General features: G+C 56.7%; 17 protein-coding genes. 8 read left to right on the top strand and 9 right to left on the bottom strand.

Going from position 1 to position 21,412, the window contains the following annotated elements; translation table 11 throughout:
• Positions 1-26 precede the first annotated feature (26 nt).
• On the top strand, positions 27-2,027 hold the full coding sequence (gene tkt, locus ACR8BF_RS05565) for a transketolase (RefSeq protein ID WP_179895099.1): 2,001 nt from the start codon (positions 27-29) through the stop codon (positions 2,025-2,027).
• 260 nt (positions 2,028-2,287) lie between these two features.
• Positions 2,288-3,451, top strand: a complete 1,164-nt coding sequence (gene ampH / locus ACR8BF_RS05560) for a D-alanyl-D-alanine-carboxypeptidase/endopeptidase AmpH (protein WP_179895098.1) — start codon at positions 2,288-2,290, stop codon at positions 3,449-3,451.
• Here the strand turns inward: ampH and ACR8BF_RS05555 are convergent.
• From ACR8BF_RS05555 to ACR8BF_RS05540, 4 genes are all read right to left on the bottom strand, one after another.
• Positions 3,448-4,521 (bottom strand): DUF1176 domain-containing protein, encoded by a 1,074-nt coding sequence (locus ACR8BF_RS05555; RefSeq protein WP_179895097.1) that lies wholly within the window; start codon positions 4,519-4,521, stop codon positions 3,448-3,450. The two genes, ampH and ACR8BF_RS05555, sit on opposite strands and share 4 nt — an antisense overlap.
• Before the next feature lie 189 nt (positions 4,522-4,710).
• Positions 4,711-5,289, bottom strand: coding sequence for a GDP-mannose pyrophosphatase NudK (nudK, locus tag ACR8BF_RS05550; protein ID WP_179895096.1), 579 nt, complete (start codon positions 5,287-5,289; stop codon positions 4,711-4,713).
• A 142-nt stretch (positions 5,290-5,431) separates the two neighbouring features.
• Positions 5,432-6,928 (bottom strand): L-asparagine permease, encoded by a 1,497-nt coding sequence (gene ansP, locus ACR8BF_RS05545; RefSeq protein ID WP_292991794.1) that lies wholly within the window; start codon positions 6,926-6,928, stop codon positions 5,432-5,434.
• A gap of 280 nt (positions 6,929-7,208) precedes the next feature.
• A complete protein-coding gene (locus ACR8BF_RS05540) occupies positions 7,209-7,481 on the bottom strand; it encodes a YdgH/BhsA/McbA-like domain containing protein (RefSeq protein ID WP_179895094.1) in 273 nt (90 codons plus the stop codon).
• A 252-nt stretch (positions 7,482-7,733) separates the two neighbouring features.
• On the opposite strand from ACR8BF_RS05540, the gene narQ reads away from it, so the two are divergent.
• From narQ to ACR8BF_RS05510, 6 genes are all read left to right on the top strand, one after another.
• Positions 7,734-9,422, top strand: a complete 1,689-nt coding sequence (narQ, locus tag ACR8BF_RS05535) for a nitrate/nitrite two-component system sensor histidine kinase NarQ (RefSeq protein WP_292991791.1) — start codon at positions 7,734-7,736, stop codon at positions 9,420-9,422.
• Between the two features lie 125 nt (positions 9,423-9,547).
• Positions 9,548-10,177: a response regulator gene (locus tag ACR8BF_RS05530; RefSeq protein WP_179895092.1), complete on the top strand. Its 630-nt coding sequence runs from the start codon at positions 9,548-9,550 to the stop codon at positions 10,175-10,177.
• A 168-nt stretch (positions 10,178-10,345) separates the two neighbouring features.
• Positions 10,346-13,462: a multidrug efflux RND transporter permease AcrD gene (acrD, locus tag ACR8BF_RS05525; RefSeq protein ID WP_434745676.1), complete on the top strand. Its 3,117-nt coding sequence runs from the start codon at positions 10,346-10,348 to the stop codon at positions 13,460-13,462.
• Between the two features lie 573 nt (positions 13,463-14,035).
• A complete protein-coding gene (locus ACR8BF_RS05520; protein ID WP_313698078.1) occupies positions 14,036-14,404 on the top strand; it encodes an ArsC family reductase in 369 nt (122 codons plus the stop codon).
• 1 nt (position 14,405) lies between these two features.
• Positions 14,406-15,533 (top strand): succinyl-diaminopimelate desuccinylase, encoded by a 1,128-nt coding sequence (gene dapE, locus ACR8BF_RS05515; protein WP_179895089.1) that lies wholly within the window; start codon positions 14,406-14,408, stop codon positions 15,531-15,533.
• 22 nt (positions 15,534-15,555) lie between these two features.
• Positions 15,556-15,744, top strand: a complete 189-nt coding sequence (locus tag ACR8BF_RS05510) for a YpfN family protein (RefSeq protein ID WP_003848800.1) — start codon at positions 15,556-15,558, stop codon at positions 15,742-15,744.
• A 31-nt stretch (positions 15,745-15,775) separates the two neighbouring features.
• Here ACR8BF_RS05510 and ypfH read toward each other — a convergent pair whose 3' ends face one another.
• The 5 genes from ypfH to bamC all read right to left on the bottom strand — a co-directional run bounded on the left by ypfH (position 15,776) and on the right by bamC (position 21,401).
• A complete protein-coding gene (gene ypfH, locus ACR8BF_RS05505; RefSeq protein WP_434745675.1) occupies positions 15,776-16,456 on the bottom strand; it encodes an esterase in 681 nt (226 codons plus the stop codon).
• Positions 16,457-16,529: 73 nt separating this feature from the next.
• Positions 16,530-18,503 (bottom strand): tRNA(Met) cytidine acetyltransferase TmcA, encoded by a 1,974-nt coding sequence (locus ACR8BF_RS05500; RefSeq protein WP_434745919.1) that lies wholly within the window; start codon positions 18,501-18,503, stop codon positions 16,530-16,532.
• On the bottom strand, positions 18,503-19,369 hold the full coding sequence (gene ypfJ / locus ACR8BF_RS05495; protein WP_292991758.1) for a KPN_02809 family neutral zinc metallopeptidase: 867 nt from the start codon (positions 19,367-19,369) through the stop codon (positions 18,503-18,505). The genes ACR8BF_RS05500 and ypfJ overlap by 1 nt, the downstream gene beginning before the upstream one ends.
• A 141-nt stretch (positions 19,370-19,510) precedes the next feature.
• Positions 19,511-20,224: a phosphoribosylaminoimidazolesuccinocarboxamide synthase gene (gene purC / locus ACR8BF_RS05490; protein WP_003848791.1), complete on the bottom strand. Its 714-nt coding sequence runs from the start codon at positions 20,222-20,224 to the stop codon at positions 19,511-19,513.
• Positions 20,225-20,369: 145 nt separating this feature from the next.
• Positions 20,370-21,401, bottom strand: a complete 1,032-nt coding sequence (gene bamC, locus ACR8BF_RS05485) for an outer membrane protein assembly factor BamC (protein WP_434745674.1) — start codon at positions 21,399-21,401, stop codon at positions 20,370-20,372.
• Between the last annotated feature and the right edge of the window lie 11 nt (positions 21,402-21,412).

Here is a 21,412-nt window from a genome sequence, read left to right as displayed (position 1 = left end):
CCTGATGCATAACAAGGGAGAACTTTATGTCCTCACGCAGAGAGTTGGCAAACGCGATTCGTGCACTGAGCATGGATGCAGTCCAGAAGGCAAATTCAGGCCACCCCGGTGCGCCGATGGGTATGGCCGATATCGCCGAAGTGTTGTGGCGCGACTTCCTCCAGCACAATCCGACCAATCCCGCATGGCTTGATCGTGACCGCTTTATCCTTTCCAACGGCCACGGCTCGATGCTGCTTTATAGCCTGCTGCATCTCAGCGGTTATGACCTGCCGATTGAAGAGCTGAAAAATTTCCGTCAGCTGCACTCTAAAACGCCGGGCCACCCGGAAATCGGCTACACGCCTGGCGTTGAAACCACCACCGGCCCGCTGGGTCAGGGACTGGCAAACGCCGTAGGTCTGGCGATTGCAGAACGCACGCTGGCCGCACAGTTTAACCGTCCGGACCATGAAATCGTCGATCACCACACCTATGTGTTTATGGGCGATGGCTGTCTGATGGAAGGGATCTCGCACGAAGTCTGTTCACTGGCGGGCACCCTGGGTCTTGGCAAACTGATCGGCTTCTACGACCATAACGGTATTTCAATCGATGGCGAGACCGAAGGCTGGTTTACCGACGACACTCACAAACGCTTTGAGTCCTATAACTGGCATGTGATTGGCGACATCGACGGGCATGACGCCGATGCAATTCGTCAGGCAATCAAGGAAGCGCAGAGCGTCACCGATAAGCCTTCACTGATCATCTGCCGCACCATTATCGGTTTCGGTTCCCCGAACAAAGCTGGTAAAGAAGAGTCGCACGGCGCGGCGCTGGGTGAGGCCGAAGTTGCCCTGACCCGTAAGCAGCTCGGCTGGAACTATCCGGCATTTGAAATCCCGGCTGACATCTATCAGCAGTGGGATGCCAAAGCAGCGGGTGCTGAACGTGAAAAAGCCTGGGATGCAAAATTTGCCGCTTATAAGGAAGCCCATCCAGAGCTGGCGAAAGAGTATGAGCGCCGCATGAATGGCGAAATGCCTGCCAACTGGGAAACCGAAGCGACCCGTTTCATTCAGGAGTTGCAGGCTAATCCGCAGAAAATCGCCAGCCGTAAAGCATCACAGAATTCGCTGGAAGCGTACGGCAAAATGCTGCCGGAATTCCTGGGCGGTTCTGCTGACCTGGCACCAAGTAACCTTACTATCTGGTCAGGCTCCAAATCGATCAAAGAGGATCCAGCCGGTAACTACATTCACTACGGCGTGCGTGAATTTGGTATGACGGCGATTGGTAACGGTATCGCGCACCACGGCGGTTTCGTTCCTTACACTGCGACCTTCCTGATGTTTGTCGAATATGCGCGTAACGCGGCGCGTATGGCGGCATTAATGAAGGCACGTCAGATTCTGGTCTACACCCATGACTCCATCGGTCTGGGCGAAGACGGTCCGACGCACCAGCCGGTTGAGCAGATTGCCAGCCTGCGTCTGACGCCAAACATGAGCGTATGGCGTCCTTGTGACCAGGTTGAAACCGCGGTGGCGTGGAAAGCCGCTGTCGAGCGCCATCACGGCCCGACCGCGCTGATCCTCTCCCGTCAGAATCTGCTGCAGCCGGAGCGTACCCCGGAGCAGATCGAAAATATCAAACGCGGCGGCTACGTGCTGAAGGATTGCGACGGTACACCAGACGTGATTCTGATCGCGACCGGTTCAGAAATTGAGATCACCCTGGGTGCAGCAGAGAAGCTCACTACGGGCGGTCACAAGGTGCGGGTGGTTTCACTGCCTTCAACTGACCTGTTCGATGCGCAGGATGCCGCTTACCGCGAATCTGTGCTGCCGAGTGGCGTGAAAGCGCGTGTGGCAGTCGAAGCGGGTATTGCTGACTACTGGTTCAAGTATGTCGGTCTGGATGGCGCGATTGTCGGCATGACGACCTTTGGTGAGTCGGCCCCGGCCAGTCAGCTGTTCGCCGAGTTTGGCTTTACGGTAGAGAATATCGTCAGCCACGCTGAAGCATTACTCAAGCCCGTTTAATGCCTCTGCCCTTCCCGGTTTACCGGGAAGGGCCATTTCATCCTATAGCCCGAAACAGAAAAATATCTTTATTCCCCTCTTCCCGCCCTGCGCAAACTCATTACTATAGAGCCGTCATACTTAATGCTGCCTGTGCACTGACTGTCCGTCTGTACCTGCTGTTGTTCCTGCCGGGATAAAGCGGTTCGCCGACCGGGTGTCTCCCCATGAGTGAAGGCAGATTTCCTCCGATATTTATAGCGAAGCCACTTCCGTTGAACATGCGCACCCCCTATTTACTGGCCCTGATGGTTTCACTGCTTCCTTTAAAAAGCATGGCGCAAGTCGCGCCCGATCCGCTACTGGCCTCTCAGATTGTTGATCGCTATGCGGAGCATATCTTTTATGGCAGCGGTGCAACCGGCATGGCGCTGGTGGCGATTGATGGCAATCAGCGGGTGTTCGCCAGCTTCGGTGAAACCCGTCCCGGTAACAATATCCGTCCGCAGAAAGATTCGCTGATTCGCATCGCCTCACTGAGTAAGCTGATGACCAGTGAAGTGATGGTGAAGATGGCTGAGCGCGGAAAGATTCGCCTCGACGATCCCCTGAGTAAATATGCGCCGCCGGGAGCACGTGTGCCCACTTACAATGGACAGCCGATTCGCCTGATTAATCTCTCGACCCACACCAGCGGCCTGCCGCGCGAACAGCCTGGCGGCAAAGCGCAGCGTCCGGTGTTTGTCTGGCCGACGAAGAACGAACGCTGGGCGTGGCTGGCGCGCGCAAACCTTAAAGCGGCTCCAGGCAGCAGTGCCGCCTACTCCAATCTGGGCTACGATCTGCTGAGTGATGCGCTGTCACGCGCCGCTGGTACGCCCTACCCGGCGCTGTTTCAGCAGCTGATTACCCGTCCGCTCGGCATGAAAGACACCACCTTTACGCCATCGCCTGAGCAGTGCGGACGCCTGATGGTGGCGGAAAAAGGAGCCAGTCCGTGCAATAACACCCTGGCGGCCATTGGCAGCGGCGGTGTGTACTCCACGCCGGATGATATGGGCCGCTGGATGCAGCAGTTCCTTAACTCTTCAGTTAACCATCGCACGCCACAGATCGATCGGCTTCAGACACTGATTTATCGTCGCGATCAGCTGAACAAAGTAGAAGGCATGGACGTGCCAGGTAAAGCGGATGCGCTGGGCATGGGCTGGGTCTTTATGGGACCGAAAAATGGTCGCCCTGGCATCATTCAGAAAACCGGTGGCGGCGGCGGGTTCATCACCTATATGGCGATGGTGCCGCAGCATAACGTGGGGGTTTTTGTGGTGGTGACGCGCTCGCCGCTGACCCGCTTTACGCCAATGAGCGACGGCGTGAACAATATGCTGGCTGAACTGGTCGGTAACCAGCTTGGCTCACCGATGATGGTACAGGCCATTCCCTAACGCTGCTGTACGCTACCGTCAGACTGGCTGACCCACAGGGTTGGCCAGTCATCACTGCTGTGCCAGGCGTCACAGGTCGACTCTTCTGCATACTCTGCTAACACAAAACGTGTGCCATCAAACTGCCAGCGTGTCGCACTGCCACAGTCACCCAGTCCCCGTCCTTTACCAAAGGTGTAAAGCTGGCCGCTGGCCGCATCATACTCGGCGTTAATCAGCTCAAGCTGTCGATCACTGGCACCCGGCGGTGTAAACGGCAGGGTTAAGGTGATGCCTCTCGCCACGTAAGGCTGGCTGCGCGTCACCTCAAACGCCAGGTCGATCACGTTATATGCCCCCATTTCACAACTCACCAGCAGCAACGCGCGCTGGTCGGTGAGGGGTGCAACGCTGACTTCCCGGCGTAGCGGATCAAGTGAGCAGGAATCGGTATTGACCCGCCAGGTTCCGTAATCAATGAGTCCGCTGGTCTCATCTCGCGTTAGTGCCGCAGGCGGGGCAACCGCAGGTGGCAAGGGCGGCAGCGCAGGCGGCGGCGGAACGTCCCAGCTGGCACGGTCGCCACGCTTGATCCACGCGCTCAGGCTGTTGACCCGCCCCTGGGTGTCATCCATCAGCAACAGGGCAGCTTTCATGCCGCGCAGCGAGATTAGCGCATCAGGATCAAAGGTGAGCTGCAGGGTTTTCGCCTCCATCACCAGATCCAGGAACTCATCAATGGCGATGGCGTTGCTGGTAGCGAGATGATGGGGTTCTACCGTCCAGTGTTTGAGGTCGGGTTTCAGGCGGCGCTGGTCGAGCAGCAGGTTATCCTGAAGCGGACCGCCAGGCAGCGCACCGCTGTAGGCACTACCGTAATCGATTCGCAGCAAGGGACGATCGTTGACGCCCGCATGACGCGAAATCGTCATCACCAGCCCTTTGTCGCCGGGAATATTGCGCGCCACGCAAAAGGCTTCGTTATTGCAGGTGATTTGCCAGTCGTTGAATGACTTTTGCAACGGTTCCGCCTGAACACAGGCAACCCACAGAGACGGCAACAGCCACAGCGATTTCATCCAATACGACATTAAGAAGATCGATCCCCGAATACCCAGAGTGGAGAGGATAGCGCATCAACGGGTCTGCCAGGGTCCGCATTCTGTGAACCTGTGCAAAAAGCGCCGTTAACTGCTTAAAAATCGTGCATAAAGTGGATAAAGCCTCACCCATCCCCTTTCAACACTGTCGCGCGGCAACAGGTTTTACAGCACGTTTTTCTATGGCTTCAGCCAGCCAGCAATCTGCGCATGCTGTAGCAGCATAATGGTTTTGCCGTCGCGAATGCGGCCATCAGCAACCATCGCCAGTGCATCAGGGAAACGCAGCTCCAGCACGTCGATTGACTCATCTTCAACACCCCCGCCTGCGTTGTCACGCAGCGATTCATTATATTCGGCCGCGAAAAAGTGGATCAGTTCGGTTACGCCGCCCGGCGACATATAGCAGGCATAGAGTTTTTCCACCTCGCCCACCGCATACCCGGTCTCTTCAATCGCCTCTTTGCGGATGCAATCTTCCGGGGAGTCGTTGTCCAGCAGTCCCGCACAGGCTTCGATTAACATGCCGCCGTCGTTACCGTTGACGTAAGTAGCAATACGGAACTGGCGAGTCAGTACGACGCTGTTCTTTTCACGGTTATAAAGCAGGATGGTCGCCCCGTTTCCGCGATCGTAGACTTCGCGTTTATGGCGAATAACCTCGCCACGGCGATCGGTGATGTCATAGGTGTAGTTACGCAGCACAAACCAGTTTTCAGACAGGAGTTTATCTTTGATGATATTGATCTTAAACGACATGAAGACTCCGCTACCGCATAAAGGGAGTCGTTCATCATAGGGGTAAGCCGATGAGAAAACTATCCTAATTCGCACTCTGAAGTGTCGATTTCCGGCCAAAAAAAAGCCAGCCCGGAGGCTGGCCTGATCGCTACAGAACTTATTAGTGTGAGGTGTCGTCAGCCAGTCGGGTCGGCTGAGGTTCCTCTTCGTGATGATCCTGTTCGGTCTCAGCTATGGCATGCACACGCTTACGCACGCCAAACCATCCCAGCACCAGTAACAACGCAATCAGCGGAATGGAGGCGATGGTGTAAGTCCCATTCGGGTAGTCAAACGCCATCAGGACTAACACGCTGAACAGGAACAGCAGCGTCAGCCATGAGGTAAACGGTGCACCTGGCAGCTTGAAGCTGACATCATCCGCCTTACCTTCTTTAATCGCTTTGCGCAGACGCAGCTGGCAAACCACGATAAAGGCCCAGGAAGAGATGATGCCCAGCGAGGCAACGTTCAGTACGATCTCAAACACCTGAGAAGGCACATAGTAGTTAAGGACTACGCCAATCACATAAACGGCGATGGTCACCAGAATACCGGCATAAGGCACCTGCTGACTGTTCATCTTAGACATGAATTTCGGTGCAGAGCCGCCCATCGACATAGAGCGCAGAATACGTCCGGTCGAGTAGAGGCCGGAGTTCAGGCTGGAGAGCGCCGCGCTCAGAACGACGATGTTCATGATGCTGCCCACGTAAGGCACGCCCAGCTTAGAGAAGAAGGTCACAAACGGACTTTGACCCGCCTGATAGGCGTTCCATGGCAGCAGCAGCACCAGCAGGACCACAGAGCCAACGTAGAACAGGCCGATACGCCAGATCACACTGTTGATCGCTTTCGGCAGCATGGTTTTCGGGTCTTTACATTCGCCGGCTGCCGTACCTACCAGCTCGATAGAGGCAAAGGCGAACACCACGCCCTGAATCAGCACCAGCGCCGGCAGTAAGCCGTGCGGGAACATACCACCGTTATCGGTGATCAGATGGAAGCCGGTGCTGTTGCCATCCAGTGGTTTGCCGGTGCCAAGGAACACCACGCCCACGACCAGGAAGATGACAATCGCCAGCACTTTCACCAGCGCGAACCAGAACTCCATCTCAGCAAACCACTTAACGCCGATCATGTTCATCGTGCCGACAATCGCCAGCGCGCCCAGGGCGAACACCCACTGTGGCACATCACCAAACGCGCCCCAGTAATGCATGTAAAGCGCAACGGCAGTAATGTCGACGATGCCGGTCATTGCCCAGTTAACGAAGTACATCCAGCCCGCCACGTAGGAGGCTTTCTCACCCAGGAATTCGCGGGCGTAGGAGACGAAACTGCCACTGCTGGGACGGTGTAAAACCAGTTCGCCCAGTGCACGCAGAATGAAGAAGGAGAAGATGCCACACACCAGATAGATGATGGCTAAGGCGGGGCCAGCAGCCTGCAAACGGCCACCTGCACCCAGGAACAAACCGGTGCCAATAGCACCGCCAATCGCAATCATCTGCACGTGACGGTTACCCATCGCTTTCTGGTAGCCAGCATCGTGAGAGTTCAGCCAGCGGCGTTTCGCAGCGCGCATCTCACTTGGGGTTTTCTTTTTAGATTTCATAGCATTCCTGTTTGTCCGGACCATCAGTCGTCGTCTCCCCAATGCGGACGTAACGTCCTGCAAACTGGGGGATTTTCCTCTGTGCCTTTGCCCGTGAGTGAGTGCCGGGCAACGCGGGAATTTACGGCGATGAATCCTACCCGTTCTGCAAGAACGAAGCAAAATATACCGGGCAGATGCACAGGCTGATTTGTAAGAATCCATCCTGATGCACAAAAACAAAAAAACCGGCCATTTTCAGGCCGGTAAAAGCTACAGGGATGGAAACAGGCGGGTTGGGTTAGCGATAAATCTCTGCGGTGCCGCTCCACAGGCTGGAATCGCCTGGATTATCGACACCAATAACACGGTAATGGCTGGCGCCCATTTCTTCCGCTTTTTGCGACAACTGACGGTTAGCATCGTCCAGTGAGCCGCGAACGCCCGAGACCGACACGCTACCGATGCTCTGCATACCCTGCGCCTGAGAGTGGTCGACGGGCGCGGCGGCGAAAGTCGTTAATGAGGCTGTAGACAGTAATGCACCCGCCAGTACAGCATTCAGCTTTTTCATTGGATGCTCCTTAATCTGAGAGGGGTTGAGCTGATGACTGAAGGGATTATTAACGCTGCAATGAAAAGCAACATCGGGACGATGTAAAACTGTCCCTTTTTTAACCGTAAAACGGTAGCGCATCCTGGGAAATGTCAGTCGCGGTCATTTTGTGTGCGATGTGTTACGTCCTGTGCGATAAACAGGAGCGGGATCATTTGCGTTACGTTACTGCGCTCTTATAATTCCCGCACTCAGAACAGGGCCATTCATGTGATCGTAAAACGTTCCGTTACTCAAAGCATCGCCCAGGCGCTCAGCGCCATTGTCCTGCTGTCGCTGCTCACGACCGGCCTGGCCTTAGTCACGCTGCTTAGCAGTCAGCGCGACGCAGAGGCGATCAATCTGGCGGGTTCACTGCGCATGCAGAGTTATCGCATGGCCTGGGATGCCAGCCGTCAGCCGCAAAACCTGGCGCATCATCTGGCGCGCTATCAGCAAACGCTGGATGCGCCGGTGCTGCAAAAACTGGATCGGCCCTGGGTACCGCGCGAAGTAAGCGTTCGCTACCAGCGGCTGCGCGCCGCCTGGCCTGCCCTGCAGCAGCAGTTACAACAGGGCGATACCGTGGCGTATCAGCAGCAGGTGCCGATTTACGTCGGTGAAATCGATCGCTTTGTTCTGGGTCTGCAACGCTATACCGAACTGAAAATGCATCTGGTTGCCGTCAGCAGCCTGGTGGGTGTCATTGCGATTGTGGCGCTGGCGCTGATGACCATTCGCTTTACCCGACTGAAGGTCGTGCGGCCACTGAACGCGCTGGTCACGGCCAGTCGCTACGTCGAGAGCGGCAATTTTGCTTTTCCGCCGCTGCACGTTGAGCAGCAGAATGAGCTGCGCGTGCTGTCGCACGCCTTTAGCGGCATGGCGGCCCGTCTGCATTCGCACTACCAGCTGCTGGAAAGCACGGTACGCGAGAAAACAGAAGATTTAACCCAGGCAAATCGCACGCTGTCGTTGCTTTATGACAGCTCACAGATGCTGACCGCCAGCCCGCTGCATCCGGCGCTGTTTGAAGCGGTACTGAGCAATGTACTGACGCGCGAAAAGCTGACGGCGATCCGGCTCGACAGCGACCATTTTCAGTTCCATGCAGGTGATGAAAAGGCAGCCGGGGAGTGGCAACGCCAGCCGTTGCAGCAGGATGAGCAGCAGATGGGTGAACTACGCTGGCAGACGACGGGCGCCTCCCGGCCGGATGAGATGATGCGCAGTCTGGCGGCGATGCTGGGACGTGCGCTCTGGATCTGGCAGGCGCAGCAGCAGTATCAACAGATGCTGCTGATTGAAGAGCGCACCACTATCGCCCGGGAATTACATGATTCACTGGCGCAGTCGCTCTCTTTTCTACGCATTCAACTGACGCTGTTACGCCGCACCGTGGATAAAGAGGACATCGCCGCCCACGCCATTATCGCTGACTTCGATCAGGCGCTGGCCGATGCCTACCGCCAGCTGCGTGAACTGCTGACCACCTTCCGTCTGACCATTGAGCAGGCGGATCTGGTGGCGGCGATGCAGGCGATGATCGCCTCACTGCGGGAAAAGAGTGGCGCAGAGATACAGTTTACCTATCAGACCGGTCTGCAGAGTCTGGAGGCGCAACAGCAGGTGCATGTGTTGCAGATCGCCCGTGAGGCGCTGCTGAATGCGATTCGTCACGCCAGCGCGCAGGTTATCCGCGTAGATTATCAGCACAGTGAACAAGGTGAGCACTTACTGACGATTACGGATGACGGCACAGGCATCAACAGCACCGACGAACCGCCGGGTCATTACGGCCTGACCATTATGGCTGAACGCGCCCAGCGCCTGAGTGGCAACCTGACTATTCATGCACAGCAACGGGGTACCCGGGTGGAGCTGCGCTTTCCACCACAACCGACACGGCAGCTGGCGTAATTTACCATTCAATTAATTAACACACTCTATCGGCAGCAGACAGCAGGCTATTCCAGGCACGGGGAAGCACCAGCAAGCACCAGGCTCTGCCCCGCCGCAGTCTGAACCGATAAAACGGAGAAAATATGCAACAGTCGGCATTAACATTGATGATAGTGGATGATCACCCGCTGATGCGGCGGGGCGTGCGTCAGCTGCTGGCGCTGGATCCCCGGCTGGACGTCATCGCCGAGGCCAGCAACGGCACCGAAGCGCTGGCGGAAGCCCGCCGTCAGGAACCTGACATCATTCTGCTCGACCTGAATATGAAAGGCATGTCCGGACTGGATACGCTGAAGGCACTGCGCCACGAAGGGATCAGCTCACGCATTCTGGTGCTGACCGTCTCCGACGCCCGCAGTGATATTTTCGCCATGGCAGATGCCGGTGCCGATGGCTATCTGCTTAAAGACAGCGAGCCGGAGACCCTGCTGGGACATATCCTGCAGGCATCGCGGGGCGAGAAAGTCTTCAGTGAGGGCGTCGCCAGTTATCTGGACAATCGTCAGCATAGCGCCGATCCCCTGCGTCAGCTCACTGATCGCGAGCGGGATGTGTTGCAGGAGGTGGCACGCGGCCTGTCGAACAAAGAGATCGCCGCCATTCTGCATATCTCTGAAGAGACAGTGAAAGTGCATATCCGCAACCTGCTGCGTAAGCTGGATGTCCGCTCGCGCGTTGCCGCTACCGTGATGTGGCTTGAAAGCCGCAAATAGCCAACGAATTTACATTTTCTCCTCATTTTCTCCACGATTTCCCCCGCTGCCGCACGTAAAGTGAAAGGCGGCGGAGAATCGTGGCAAAGCCCCTCCGATTTTTCTGCCTGTGCGCCCGTTGCCGGTGGGCCTGACCGATAATAATAAGTCCTGAGGAGTGTCGATTTAATGTCGAATTTCTTTATCGACCGCCCCATCTTTGCCTGGGTGCTGGCGATTCTGCTGTGCCTGTGTGGCACACTTTCGATTATTTCGCTGCCTGTTGAGCAGTACCCCGATCTGGCTCCCCCCAATGTGCGTATCACTGCTAATTATCCCGGCGCATCCGCCGAAACGCTGGAAAACACCGTTACTCAGGTGATCGAGCAGAACATGACCGGCATCGATAATCTGATGTACATGTCCTCGAACAGCAGCAACACCGGTCAGGCTCAAATCACCCTTACCTTTACTGCCGGGACCAATCCCGACGAAGCCCGCCAGCAGGTTCAGAACCAGTTGCAGTCCGCACTGCGCAAATTGCCACAGGCGGTGCAGTCTCAAGGCGTGACGGTGAATAAGACCGGTGACAGCAATATTCTGATGGTGGCTTTCGTCTCCACCGACGGCAGCATGGATAAGCAGGATATTTCAGACTATGTCGCCAGTAATATTCAGGACCCGCTGAGCCGTATTGATGGCGTCGGCCAGGTTGATGCTTACGGTTCGCAATATGCGATGCGCATCTGGCTCGATCCCAACAAACTGATCGCCTACGCGCTGACTACCGACGATGTCGTTAGTGCGATCCAGTCGCAGAATACCCAGGTTGCTGTGGGTCAGGTCGGTGGCCTGCCATCGGTGCAGAAACAGGCGCTGAATGCCACGGTTAACGCCCAGTCGATGCTGCAGACCCCCGAGCAGTTCCGGGCCATCACCCTGAAGAACAATCCTGATGGTTCTGTGGTGACGCTGGGCGATGTCGCCACCGTGGCGCTGGGGGCAGAGAAGTATGATTATCTGAGCCGGTACAACGGCCAGCCCGCGTCAGGTCTGGGTGTGAAGCTCGCCTCCGGTGCCAATGAGATGAACACCGACAAGCTGGTGCGGGCGCGCATTGAAGAACTGTCGCACTACTTCCCGCACGGCCTGGAAGCGAAAATCGCCTATGAAACCTCACCGTTCGTTAAAGCGTCGATCACCGATGTGGTGAAGACGCTGCTGGAGGCGATCGTGCTGGTGTTTGGCGTGATGTATCTGTTTATGCAGAACTTCCGCGCCACCCTGATTCCGACCATCGCCGTGCCGGTGGTCCTGTTCGGCACCTTCAGCGTGCTCTATGCCTTTGGGTTCAGCATCAATACCCTGACCATGTTTGCCATGGTGCTGGCGATAGGCCTGCTGGTGGATGATGCCATCGTAGTGGTGGAAAACGTCGAACGCATCATGCATGAAGAAGGGCTCTCGCCACGCGCCGCGACGCGAAAATCGATGGGCCAGATTCAGGGCGCGCTGGTGGGTATTGCGCTGGTACTCTCCGCGGTGTTTGTGCCGATGGCATTTTTCGGCGGTACCGTCGGCGCCATTTACCGTCAGTTCTCCATCACCATTGTCTCGGCGATGGTGCTGTCAGTGCTGGTGGCGATGATCCTGACGCCGGCACTGTGTGCCACGCTGCTAAAACCGGCGAAAACAGGCGAGGAGCATGAGCGGCGCGGCTTCTTCGGCTGGTTCAACCGTCACTTTAATCATAACGCTGACCGCTACGAGCGTGGCGTCGCGGGCATCCTGCGGACGGGAGGTCGCTGGCTGCTGCTCTATCTCGGTATTATCGGTCTGATGGCGTTCCTGTTTCTGCGTCTGCCGACGTCATTTCTGCCGCAGGAAGATCGCGGTGTATTTCTGACGCAGGTTCAGCTTCCGGCAGGTGCAACGCTTGAGCAGACAGCCAGCGTAGTCGCGAAAGTCGAAAATTATTATCTCACCGAGGAGAAGGCCAACGTGCTGTCGGTTTTCTCCACCATCGGCGCAGGTCCGGGCGGCAATGGCCAGAACGTGGCACGTCTGTTTGTGCGGCTGAAAGACTGGGAAGCGCGGCCCGGTTCCGATCGCACCTCGTTCGCGATTATCGATCGCGCAACGAAAGCATTTCAGAAAATTACAGAGGGCCGGGTGATTGCCAGCAGTCCGCCTGCCATCACCGGTATGGGCAGCAGCTCCGGCTTTGACATGGAACTGCAGGATCACGCCGGTATCGGGCATACTCAACTGATGGCAATGCGCGACAGGCTGCTGGAGATGGCAGGCAACGACAGGTCGCTGTCACGCGTACGACATAACGGACTGGATGACAGTCCGCAACTGCAGATTGATGTGGATGCCCGTAAAGCCCAGGCGCTGGGCGTATCGCTGGATACCATTAACGACACCCTGACCACGGCCTGGGGCTCCACCTATGTGAACGACTTCCTGGATCGTGGTCGGGTGAAAAAGGTCTATGTGCAGGCCGCCGCCGAATTCCGCATGCTGCCAGACGACGTCAAAAAATGGTATGTGCGCAACAGCAGCGGCAAAATGGTGCCCTTCTCCGCCTTTGCCACCAGCCGCTGGGAAACCGGTTCGCCCCGTCTTGAACGCTATAACGGCTATTCATCGCTGGAGATTGTTGGCGAAGCGGCTAATGGCGTCAGCAGCGGTACGGCGATGGATGAGATGGAAAAGCTGGTGAATGCCCTGCCGCTGGGCGTCGGGTTCCAGTGGACCGGTGCTTCTTATCAGGAGCGGCTCTCCGGTTCGCAGGCACCGGCGCTCTATGTGATTTCGCTGCTGGTGGTGTTCCTCTGTCTGGCCGCGCTGTATGAGAGCTGGTCGATCCCGTTCTCGGTGATGCTGGTGGTGCCGCTCGGCGTGGTGGGCGCGCTGATTGCGACCTGGATGCGCGGGCTAGAAAATGATGTCTACTTCCAGGTTGGCCTGCTGACGGTGGTCGGTCTGTCGGCCAAAAACGCCATCCTGATTGTGGAATTTGCTAACGAGATTAACAGCCGGGGACGCGAGCTGGTGGAGTCAACGCTGGCGGCGTCGCGTCAGCGTCTGCGGCCGATTCTGATGACCTCGCTGGCCTTTATCTTCGGGGTTCTGCCAATGGCAATCAGCAGCGGCGCAGGTTCAGGCAGTCAGCACGCGGTGGGCACCGGTGTGATGGGCGGAATGATCTCCGCCACGCTGCTGGCGATCTTTTTTGTGCCTCTGTTCTTTGTGCTGGTCCGCCGTCGCTTCCCGCTCAAAGAGAAGCCGCACGACTAGAGACAAATAAAAAGCGGCCACTGATTTCAGTGACCGCCTTATTTATGTGTGTTAAGAATTCCAGCAAGCGGGATTGTCCTGCTTTTCTCTTAGCGTATTACTTGTTACGTAACATCGCTTCGATAAATTCTTTCCAGGTTCCCATTTCGGTGTCAATCATAATGCCCTCTCTTATTGTGCTGGCAATACTACGCTCTTTTTTTAATCAGGTGAATACGTTTACACCTGTTATATCTATCGGCAAGCCTCACAAAAACATGAATGTTGCTGATTCTGGAAGCTGACGCACATTTCAGCAACCCATTAACACCATTAGAAATAATTTTTTATAAGCCCAGCGGTAGACTATTTTATCAGCATGGCGAAATTCTTAAGCATCCATTGATGATCAGGGTAATAATTCACTGCGAAATTGATAACGTTTACCTGGTGCGAAACAGTGACACGCCGTTCAGGATATCGAGGACGATTACCGCGCCCGCACAGATGCCGCAACGGATCACACTATGCTAAACTCGCGCTTTGGCTGCTTTTTTCAGCTTTCTCTTCTCACAGGACAATAAGGATCGGGCAATGAGCACGCAGTGGGTGATGTTCGGGATTAAAAATTGCGACACCATAAAAAAAGCCCGGCGCTTTTTAACAGACGCAGGCGTTGAGTATCACTTTCACGACTACCGTGCCGATGGCCTGAGCGATGACCTGTTGCAGACGTTTATCGATGCGCTGGGCTATGAAGCCCTGCTTAACACCCGCGGCACCACATGGCGTAAACTGCCCGATGCTGACCGTGAAGCGGTGACCGATGCCAGCAGCGCCAAAGCGTTGATGCTGGCGCATCCCGCCATGATTAAGCGTCCACTGTTGCGCACCCCGGATGGCTCCCTGCTCGCCGGTTTCAGCGAAGCCACCTATCAGAATGCTATCCAGGAGAAGTCATAATATGTTTTGCCCGGTCATTGAGCTGACGCAGCAGCTTATACGTCGCCCCTCTCTCAGTCCCGATGATGCCGGATGTCAGGCTCTGCTGATCGCCCGTCTTGAAGCTATTGGCTTTAAGATTGAAACGATGAACATCGACGACACCCTGAATTTCTGGGCCACCCGTGGCGAAGGTGAAACGCTGGCGTTTGCCGGTCACACCGATGTAGTGCCACCTGGTGATGCCAGTCGCTGGATTAATCCGCCATTTGAACCGACCATCCGCGATGGCATGCTGTTTGGCCGCGGTGCGGCGGACATGAAAGGCTCGCTGGCGGCCATGGTGGTGGCGGCCGAACGTTTTGTTGCGGTGCGCCCTAATCACAGAGGGAGGCTCGCCTTTATGATTACCTCTGATGAAGAGGCCAGCGGTGCCAACGGTACGGTTAAAGTGGTTGAACGACTGATGGCGCGCCGGGAACGGCTCGACTATTGCCTGGTCGGCGAGCCGTCCAGCACTGAGGTGGTCGGTGACGTGGTAAAAAATGGCCGCCGTGGCTCAATTACCGCCAATCTGACGGTACATGGCGTGCAGGGTCACGTCGCCTATCCGCATCTGGCGGATAACCCGGTTCACCGGGCGATGCCTGCGCTGACTGAGCTGGTCGCGACAGAGTGGGATCAGGGGAATGAGTTCTTCCCGGCCACCAGCATGCAAATCGCCAACGTCCAGGCGGGCACCGGCAGCAACAACGTGATACCTGGTGAACTGTTTGTGCAGTTTAATTTCCGCTTCAGCACCGAACTGACCGATGAGATGATTCGCCAGCGGGTCGCAGACCTGCTGGATCGTCACCAGCTGCGTTACACCATTGAGTGGAAACTCTCTGGTCAGCCCTTCCTGACCACGCGTGGTAAGCTGGTTGATGCCGTCGTGAAAGCTGTAGCGCACTATAATGAAATTAAGCCGCAGCTGCTGACCACAGGCGGAACCTCCGATGGCCGCTTTATTGCCCGGATGGGCGCGCAGGTGGTGGAACTGGGGCCGGTGAATGCCACCATTCATAAAATCAATGAGTGTGTGAAAGCCTCTGACCTGCAGATGCTGAGCCGGATGTACCAACGCATCATGGAACAACTGATCGCCTGACGGCGGTTTTAAGGAGCAGCAAATGGAATTTATTAAAGATTACTGGTGGATCCTGGTGATCCTGCTGATGGTTGGCGTGCTGATGAACGTTTATAAAGATCTGAAACGCATCGATCACAAAAAATTTATGGATAACAAACCGGACCTGCCGCCGCATCGTGATTTCAATGATAAATGGGATGACGACGACAACTGGCCGAAGAAGAAGTAAATGAAAAAGCCCCTGCAATGCAGGGGCTTTTTTACATCATCATAATAACGTCATCGTCACCGGGTTTTGCGCCGCTTAACGCCTCATCAAAATAGCGTTTCGGTACCGTATAACGCAGATGATTCAGCGCCAGTTCCATGCTGTGGTGATCGATGGCATGCGCCAGATCGTCAACGATATCCAACGTGACGTCGCCACCGCAGGCGGTCAGCCGCTGCTCCGCCTGCTGAGCATGGTGCAGCGGGATCTGCTCATCATAATCCCCGTGGATCAGGTGAATCGTGGTGCGGGTACTGGCCTTCTCTGGCAGGGTAATAAACCGGCCGCTGAACACCACTGCGCGGCCCGCCAGATTCGGATACGCTTTAACCCCTTCCAGCACCATACTGCCGCCCTGCGAAAAGCCGATTAGCGCTGTCGCTTCGGGCCGCACGCCGCTCTTTTTTTGCCAGTGGCGCACAGACTCAACAAACTGCGGCATCGCCGCATCCACCCGCTGCTGCACCGTCTGATCGTGCAGATCGGTTTCGCCAAACCACTGACGAACCGTGCCCGGCGAACCGACGGACACCACCAGCGCGTCAGGAAACGTGCGGGCAAACCAGTTGCCAATCTCACCCATTGAGTCAGGATTATCGCCAACGCCGTGGTAGAGCAGCAACAGCTGCGCTGTGGTGGCAGGCTGTTGAACGATTACATATTTCAGTGTCATGTTGACCTCCTGTGTTTACTCTACGCCGCGTGGAGCAAAATGATATGAGGATAATTTGAGGCAGATGGTCGAATTATTTCACCGGACGATGCAGCGAGTCCGCAGCAACACCCAGGCTTTCGAGTGCCGTTGCCGCCTGCTGACGCAGCTTCGCTATCAGCGCTTTGCGGCCGCTCACGCCTGCCTGCCGGGCCAGCTCGCTTAGCGCATCGGGTGTGGCAACGGCTGCGGCCAGCAACGGGGCGGGCGCGATGCTGGCTTCTGCCAGACGCTGCAATACCGGAAGGCTCGCCTCCAGAGGCCGATGCGCCCAGGCAAAACCAACGGCCAGATGAATATCCTGCGCGGTCAATCCGTCGTCTGTGGCTTTATCAAACTGCAGGTCCAGCGCGATATGCTGGCGCAATAGCGGCCAGTCACGTGCCAGCTGTGCTGCCGCCCGGCGCGCTAATACCCTGCCCGCAGCAGAACAGGGCAGGATAGCCATCGCCGCGTAGCAGCCGCTGCTGGCTTCACGCTGACTGCCAATCCGTACCAGGGTAAAGCCACAGGCGTGCCAGAACGCCCAGAGTGATTCAGTGTAGCCGAAGCTGACGGAGAGATAGTCGTGATCGGCAGCCGCACTGGCCGCTGCCGCAACAAGCTGCTGGCCGGTTCCCTGCCGACGGCTCTCTGCCGCCACGGCTATGCGGCTAATCCGTAGCGAGCGCAGGGTTGCCGCTTCAGCCAGACCGGCATGGGCTGCCAGTGACTGTGCCACCAGATTTCCGCGCGGTCGCCGGGTGCCCGCCCAGACCGCCTGCGCCAGATCAGGTTCAAGATCGCCCTCCTCCACCAGCCAGAGCGCGCCCTGTAACGCAGGTGCCTCTCCCGCCCGCCACAACGCCATACCCGGCGCATCCAGCAGGCGGCGCAGATCAAGCGGCGAAGTGCGGTAGTGCGCGCTGGTCAGCAGACGATAGGCAGCCTCCAGCGTGCTGAAATCGTGACGTTCAACCCGATGCGGCGTTACGGGAGAATCGGGGGCAGCAGCGCTGGCATCGTCAAACAGCAGCGCCTGATTCAGCCACTGCTCCAGCGGATCGAAACGCGACCAGCGCAGCGGCTCATCCAGCGTGAAATAGTGTGCATCCGTAAGGCCAGCGCAGAATTTAAGGATAAAGCCGCGTCCGCTGCCTTCGTAACCCTGCACAGTGGTGGTGAGTAACACGCGGGAATAGCGGCTGACCAGCGCCCGTAGCAGCGGTGCCGGGATTGCCGCGGCTTCATCCACAATCAGCCAGTCCGCCTGGGGTGACGTCTCCAGCGCCAGCAGCGCATCAGGCGCCATAAAATGAAAGCGCTCGCCAGCAAAGGTGGCCAGCACCTCCGTTGAGGCTTTCGCCGGCGCGGTGACCAGACATCGGCCATTCAATCGTGCCAGCATCCCCGCCAGCGCCGATTTACCCCGTCCACGGGCGGCGGTCAGCACGGCGACACCCGATGGCAGCGTCATCAGCTGATTGAGTATCGCCTGCTGCTGTTGCGGTGCCTGACAATGCCACTGCGGCCAGTCGGGCTGCACCGGAAAACGGCAAGGCAGATGCTGCCGCGCCAGTAGCACCTGATCATCCGCCAGGATCAGCTGTTGCAGGTGGTGAACAAAATGAGGTGTTGGGATGGGTTCAGCGACATCCGCCCAGCGCAGGCTGTCGGTGTCAGGCTGTTGCGACCACTGTTCCCAGGGCGGTACCAGTAGCAGCAGCCAGCTACCAGCGGTCAGCGTGCCAGCCAGCGCAGCGAAAGCCTCAGCATGAAAGCCCTGACGGGCATCGAATATCGCATGACGAAATTCACGGCCAAGCAGCGTGCGAACCGCGCCTGGCGTTTTATGCAGGAGTGGCTCTTCAGAGGAAGCAGAGAAGAGTGGCTCCGCGCTTAGCGTCAGCCAGTCACCCGGCAACGCTTCACGCCATTCCGCAGCGCGATCCACGCACCAGGCCGGGTCGCCGCTGATGACTGCCAGACGACGCACACCGGCCTGCTGCATAACCTGCGTTGGGATCATCAGTTGCTGGCGAAGGTATTGCACTGTCCTGGATCGCCACCATCGAATCCGCGCTTGAACCAGGTGTAGCGCTGCTCAGAAGTCCCGTGGGTAAAGCTGTCCGGCACCACGCGGCCCTGGCCTTTCTGCTGCAGGCGGTCATCACCAATCGCCTCAGCGGCGTTCAGTGCTTCCTGCAGATCGCCGGCTTCAAGGATGTTCTCCTGCTGCATATAGTGTCCCCAGACACCGGCAAAACAGTCTGCCTGCAGTTCCATTTTCACAGAAAGCTGATTGACCTGGGTCTGGCTCGCGCCCTGCTGCATTTCACGCACTTTCGGTTCAATGCCCAGCAGCTTCTGCACATGGTGGCCCACTTCATGCGCGACAACGTAGCCCTGGGCAAAGTCACCGTCCGCGCCGAGTTTGGTTTTCATCTCGTCATAGAAAGAGAGGTCGATGTAGACGGTCTGGTCGGCAGGACAGTAGAACGGTCCCATCACAGACTGTCCGGTACCGCAGCCGGTGCGGGTTGCGCCGCGATACATCACCAGCTTCGGTGGGACATATTGTTTGTTCATCTGTTTGAACAATTTACCCCAGGTATCTTCCGTGGTCGCCAGAATCACCTTAGTGAATTTGGCGGCCTCGTCATCATTGGCGCTGACGCTGCGCTGTTGCTGCTGACTGGTCGGTGCGACCTCGCCACCGGTCAGCAGTGCGGTCAGGTCATAACCGTAATAACCGGCGATAGCTACCACGATCAGCAGCACGATACCGCCTTTACCGCGCGGCAGACGAATCTGACGGCCTCCGCCGCCTAAACCGGACGATTGATCGCGACGGTCCTCTACATTGTCGCTTTCGCGACGCCCTTGCCAGCGCATGCTGTATTCCCTCAGTCATTTTTTCAGATGGCATGATTTTAGTTGTGTGAGGGAGCAATCACCAGCTTTACACCAAAATGAAAAAAGGAGAGCCGGGGCTCTCCTTTTTCTTTCTGCTTTCCAGGTGCGCTAAAGACAAACTCAGTCGAGTTTTACACCCAGTCGCTGCGCCACGGCTTCATAGGCTTCGACTACGCCGCCGAGGCTCTGGCGGAAACGGTCTTTGTCCATTTTATCCAGCGTCTCTTTGTCCCACAGGCGTGCACCGTCTGGTGAAAACTCATCGCCCAGTGTGACTTCGCCATTGAACAGACCAAATTCCAGTTTGAAGTCGACCAGAATCAGACCTGCATCGTCGAACAATTTGCTCAGCACCTCGTTGGCTTTAAAGGTCAGTTCCTGCATCCGCGCCAGGTTCTGCTTGCTGACCCAGCCAAAAGTTTCGCAGTAGGATTCGTTGACCATCGGGTCATGCTTTTCATCATCTTTGAGGAAAAGATCAAACAGCGGTGGATTGAGCACAATACCCTCTTCCACGCCCAGACGTTTTACCAGCGAGCCTGCTGCGCGGTTACGTACCACGCACTCTACCGGCACCATCTCCAGCTTCTTCACCAGCGCTTCGGTATCGGACAGCAGCGCTTCCATCTGGGTCGGGATACCCGCTTCCTGCAATTTGGTCATGATGAAGTGGTTAAATTTGTTGTTAACCATTCCCTTGCGATCAAACTGCTCAATTCGGGCGCCATCACCTGCTGACGTATCGTTGCGGAATTCGAGTATCAGCAGATCCGGGTTATCGGTGCTGTATACGGTTTTCGCTTTACCGCGATACAACTCAGCTCGCTTTTGCATCTTGTTCACTCCAGACTTGAAATAACGGGTGTTCAGCGGCCAGTGCCGCTGCGGCGATTGCCTTGACGCAATCGTTTACTTCGCCGCGCGCTATTATGCCAAAAACAAAATAAAAAGGCCGGAGAATCTCCGGCCTCAGGCAACTTTATTTGTTCAGCGCCGCCTGGAACACGGCCACCAGCGCATCGTTCTGCGACTGGGTCAGCACATGCCCTTTCGGGTCGATGAATTGCAGACTGGTGCGGTTGTCGAGATCACCCACCTGCACTTTGTAATCACCGTTTTCTAATTCCGGATCTTTCGCGCCAACTGAATCCCAGTCGCTGCTGCTCAGGGCCTTGTAGGTCACCTTCATGCTGCCGGTGGAGCGGGTAGTATCGGTCACGTCCATCCCGACGCGTTTCATCGCCTCTGGCAGACGCTGCCATGCCACGTTGTATGGCGTACGCAGAATCAGCATTGGCAGTCCGGTATCATCTGCGCCGCTCTGCACATCAATGGCACCACTCACCCGACCCGCCGCCGCGTTTTCACTGGCGGTATCAATCTTGTCCAGACCGGTGCTGAGTTCATTCAGCATCTGCGCGGTGTAACGCTGAATCTGTACAGGAGAAGTAATGGTTTTTCCATCCTGCTGCAGCTCCAGCAGACGCACGGTAAGCTGCTGCTGATAGCTCTGCGACTGCACGCTGATCTGGTAGCGGCCGCGATACTGCTGGTCTTCATCAGCACGGTTCCACTGCACCCAGTCAGTCGTCAGCTGCTGGCCGGCATCATTACGTGAAGCAATCGGGAACTTGTTTGACTGCACGACGCTGACGACCCGAGGCCAGACTGAACCGCGGTTGTTATCAATCATCAGTGCGCCAGTATTGTTGCTGAACTGCGCGCGGGTGCCGTTCATCAGCGCCAGCGGCTGAGCTGGCGGACGAATGTCGAGTTGCTTGCCGGTCGGGGCCTTGCTGGTGGTGCGCGGCACATCGTAATCACCACGCTGAACCGGCAGGATCATTCCGGCAGGCGCTTTCAGTTCATTTAACTGACTGGCTTCAAGATAAGATTCGTCACCGCTGACCTGGCGCTTATAACGCTGATCGCTTGAACAGGCCGACAACAGCATCAGGGTAGAAAGCCCCACCACTGTGGCTACTGTTGACCGCTTTACTGAGTAATTCATTCAAACTCCCT

The sequence above is a fragment of the Candidatus Pantoea rara genome (assembly GCF_051136265.1).
GTDB lineage: Bacteria > Pseudomonadota > Gammaproteobacteria > Enterobacterales > Enterobacteriaceae > Pantoea > Pantoea rara.
Note: the sequence above shows the minus strand (reverse complement) of the source record. Positions and strands in the feature narration are given on the sequence as shown.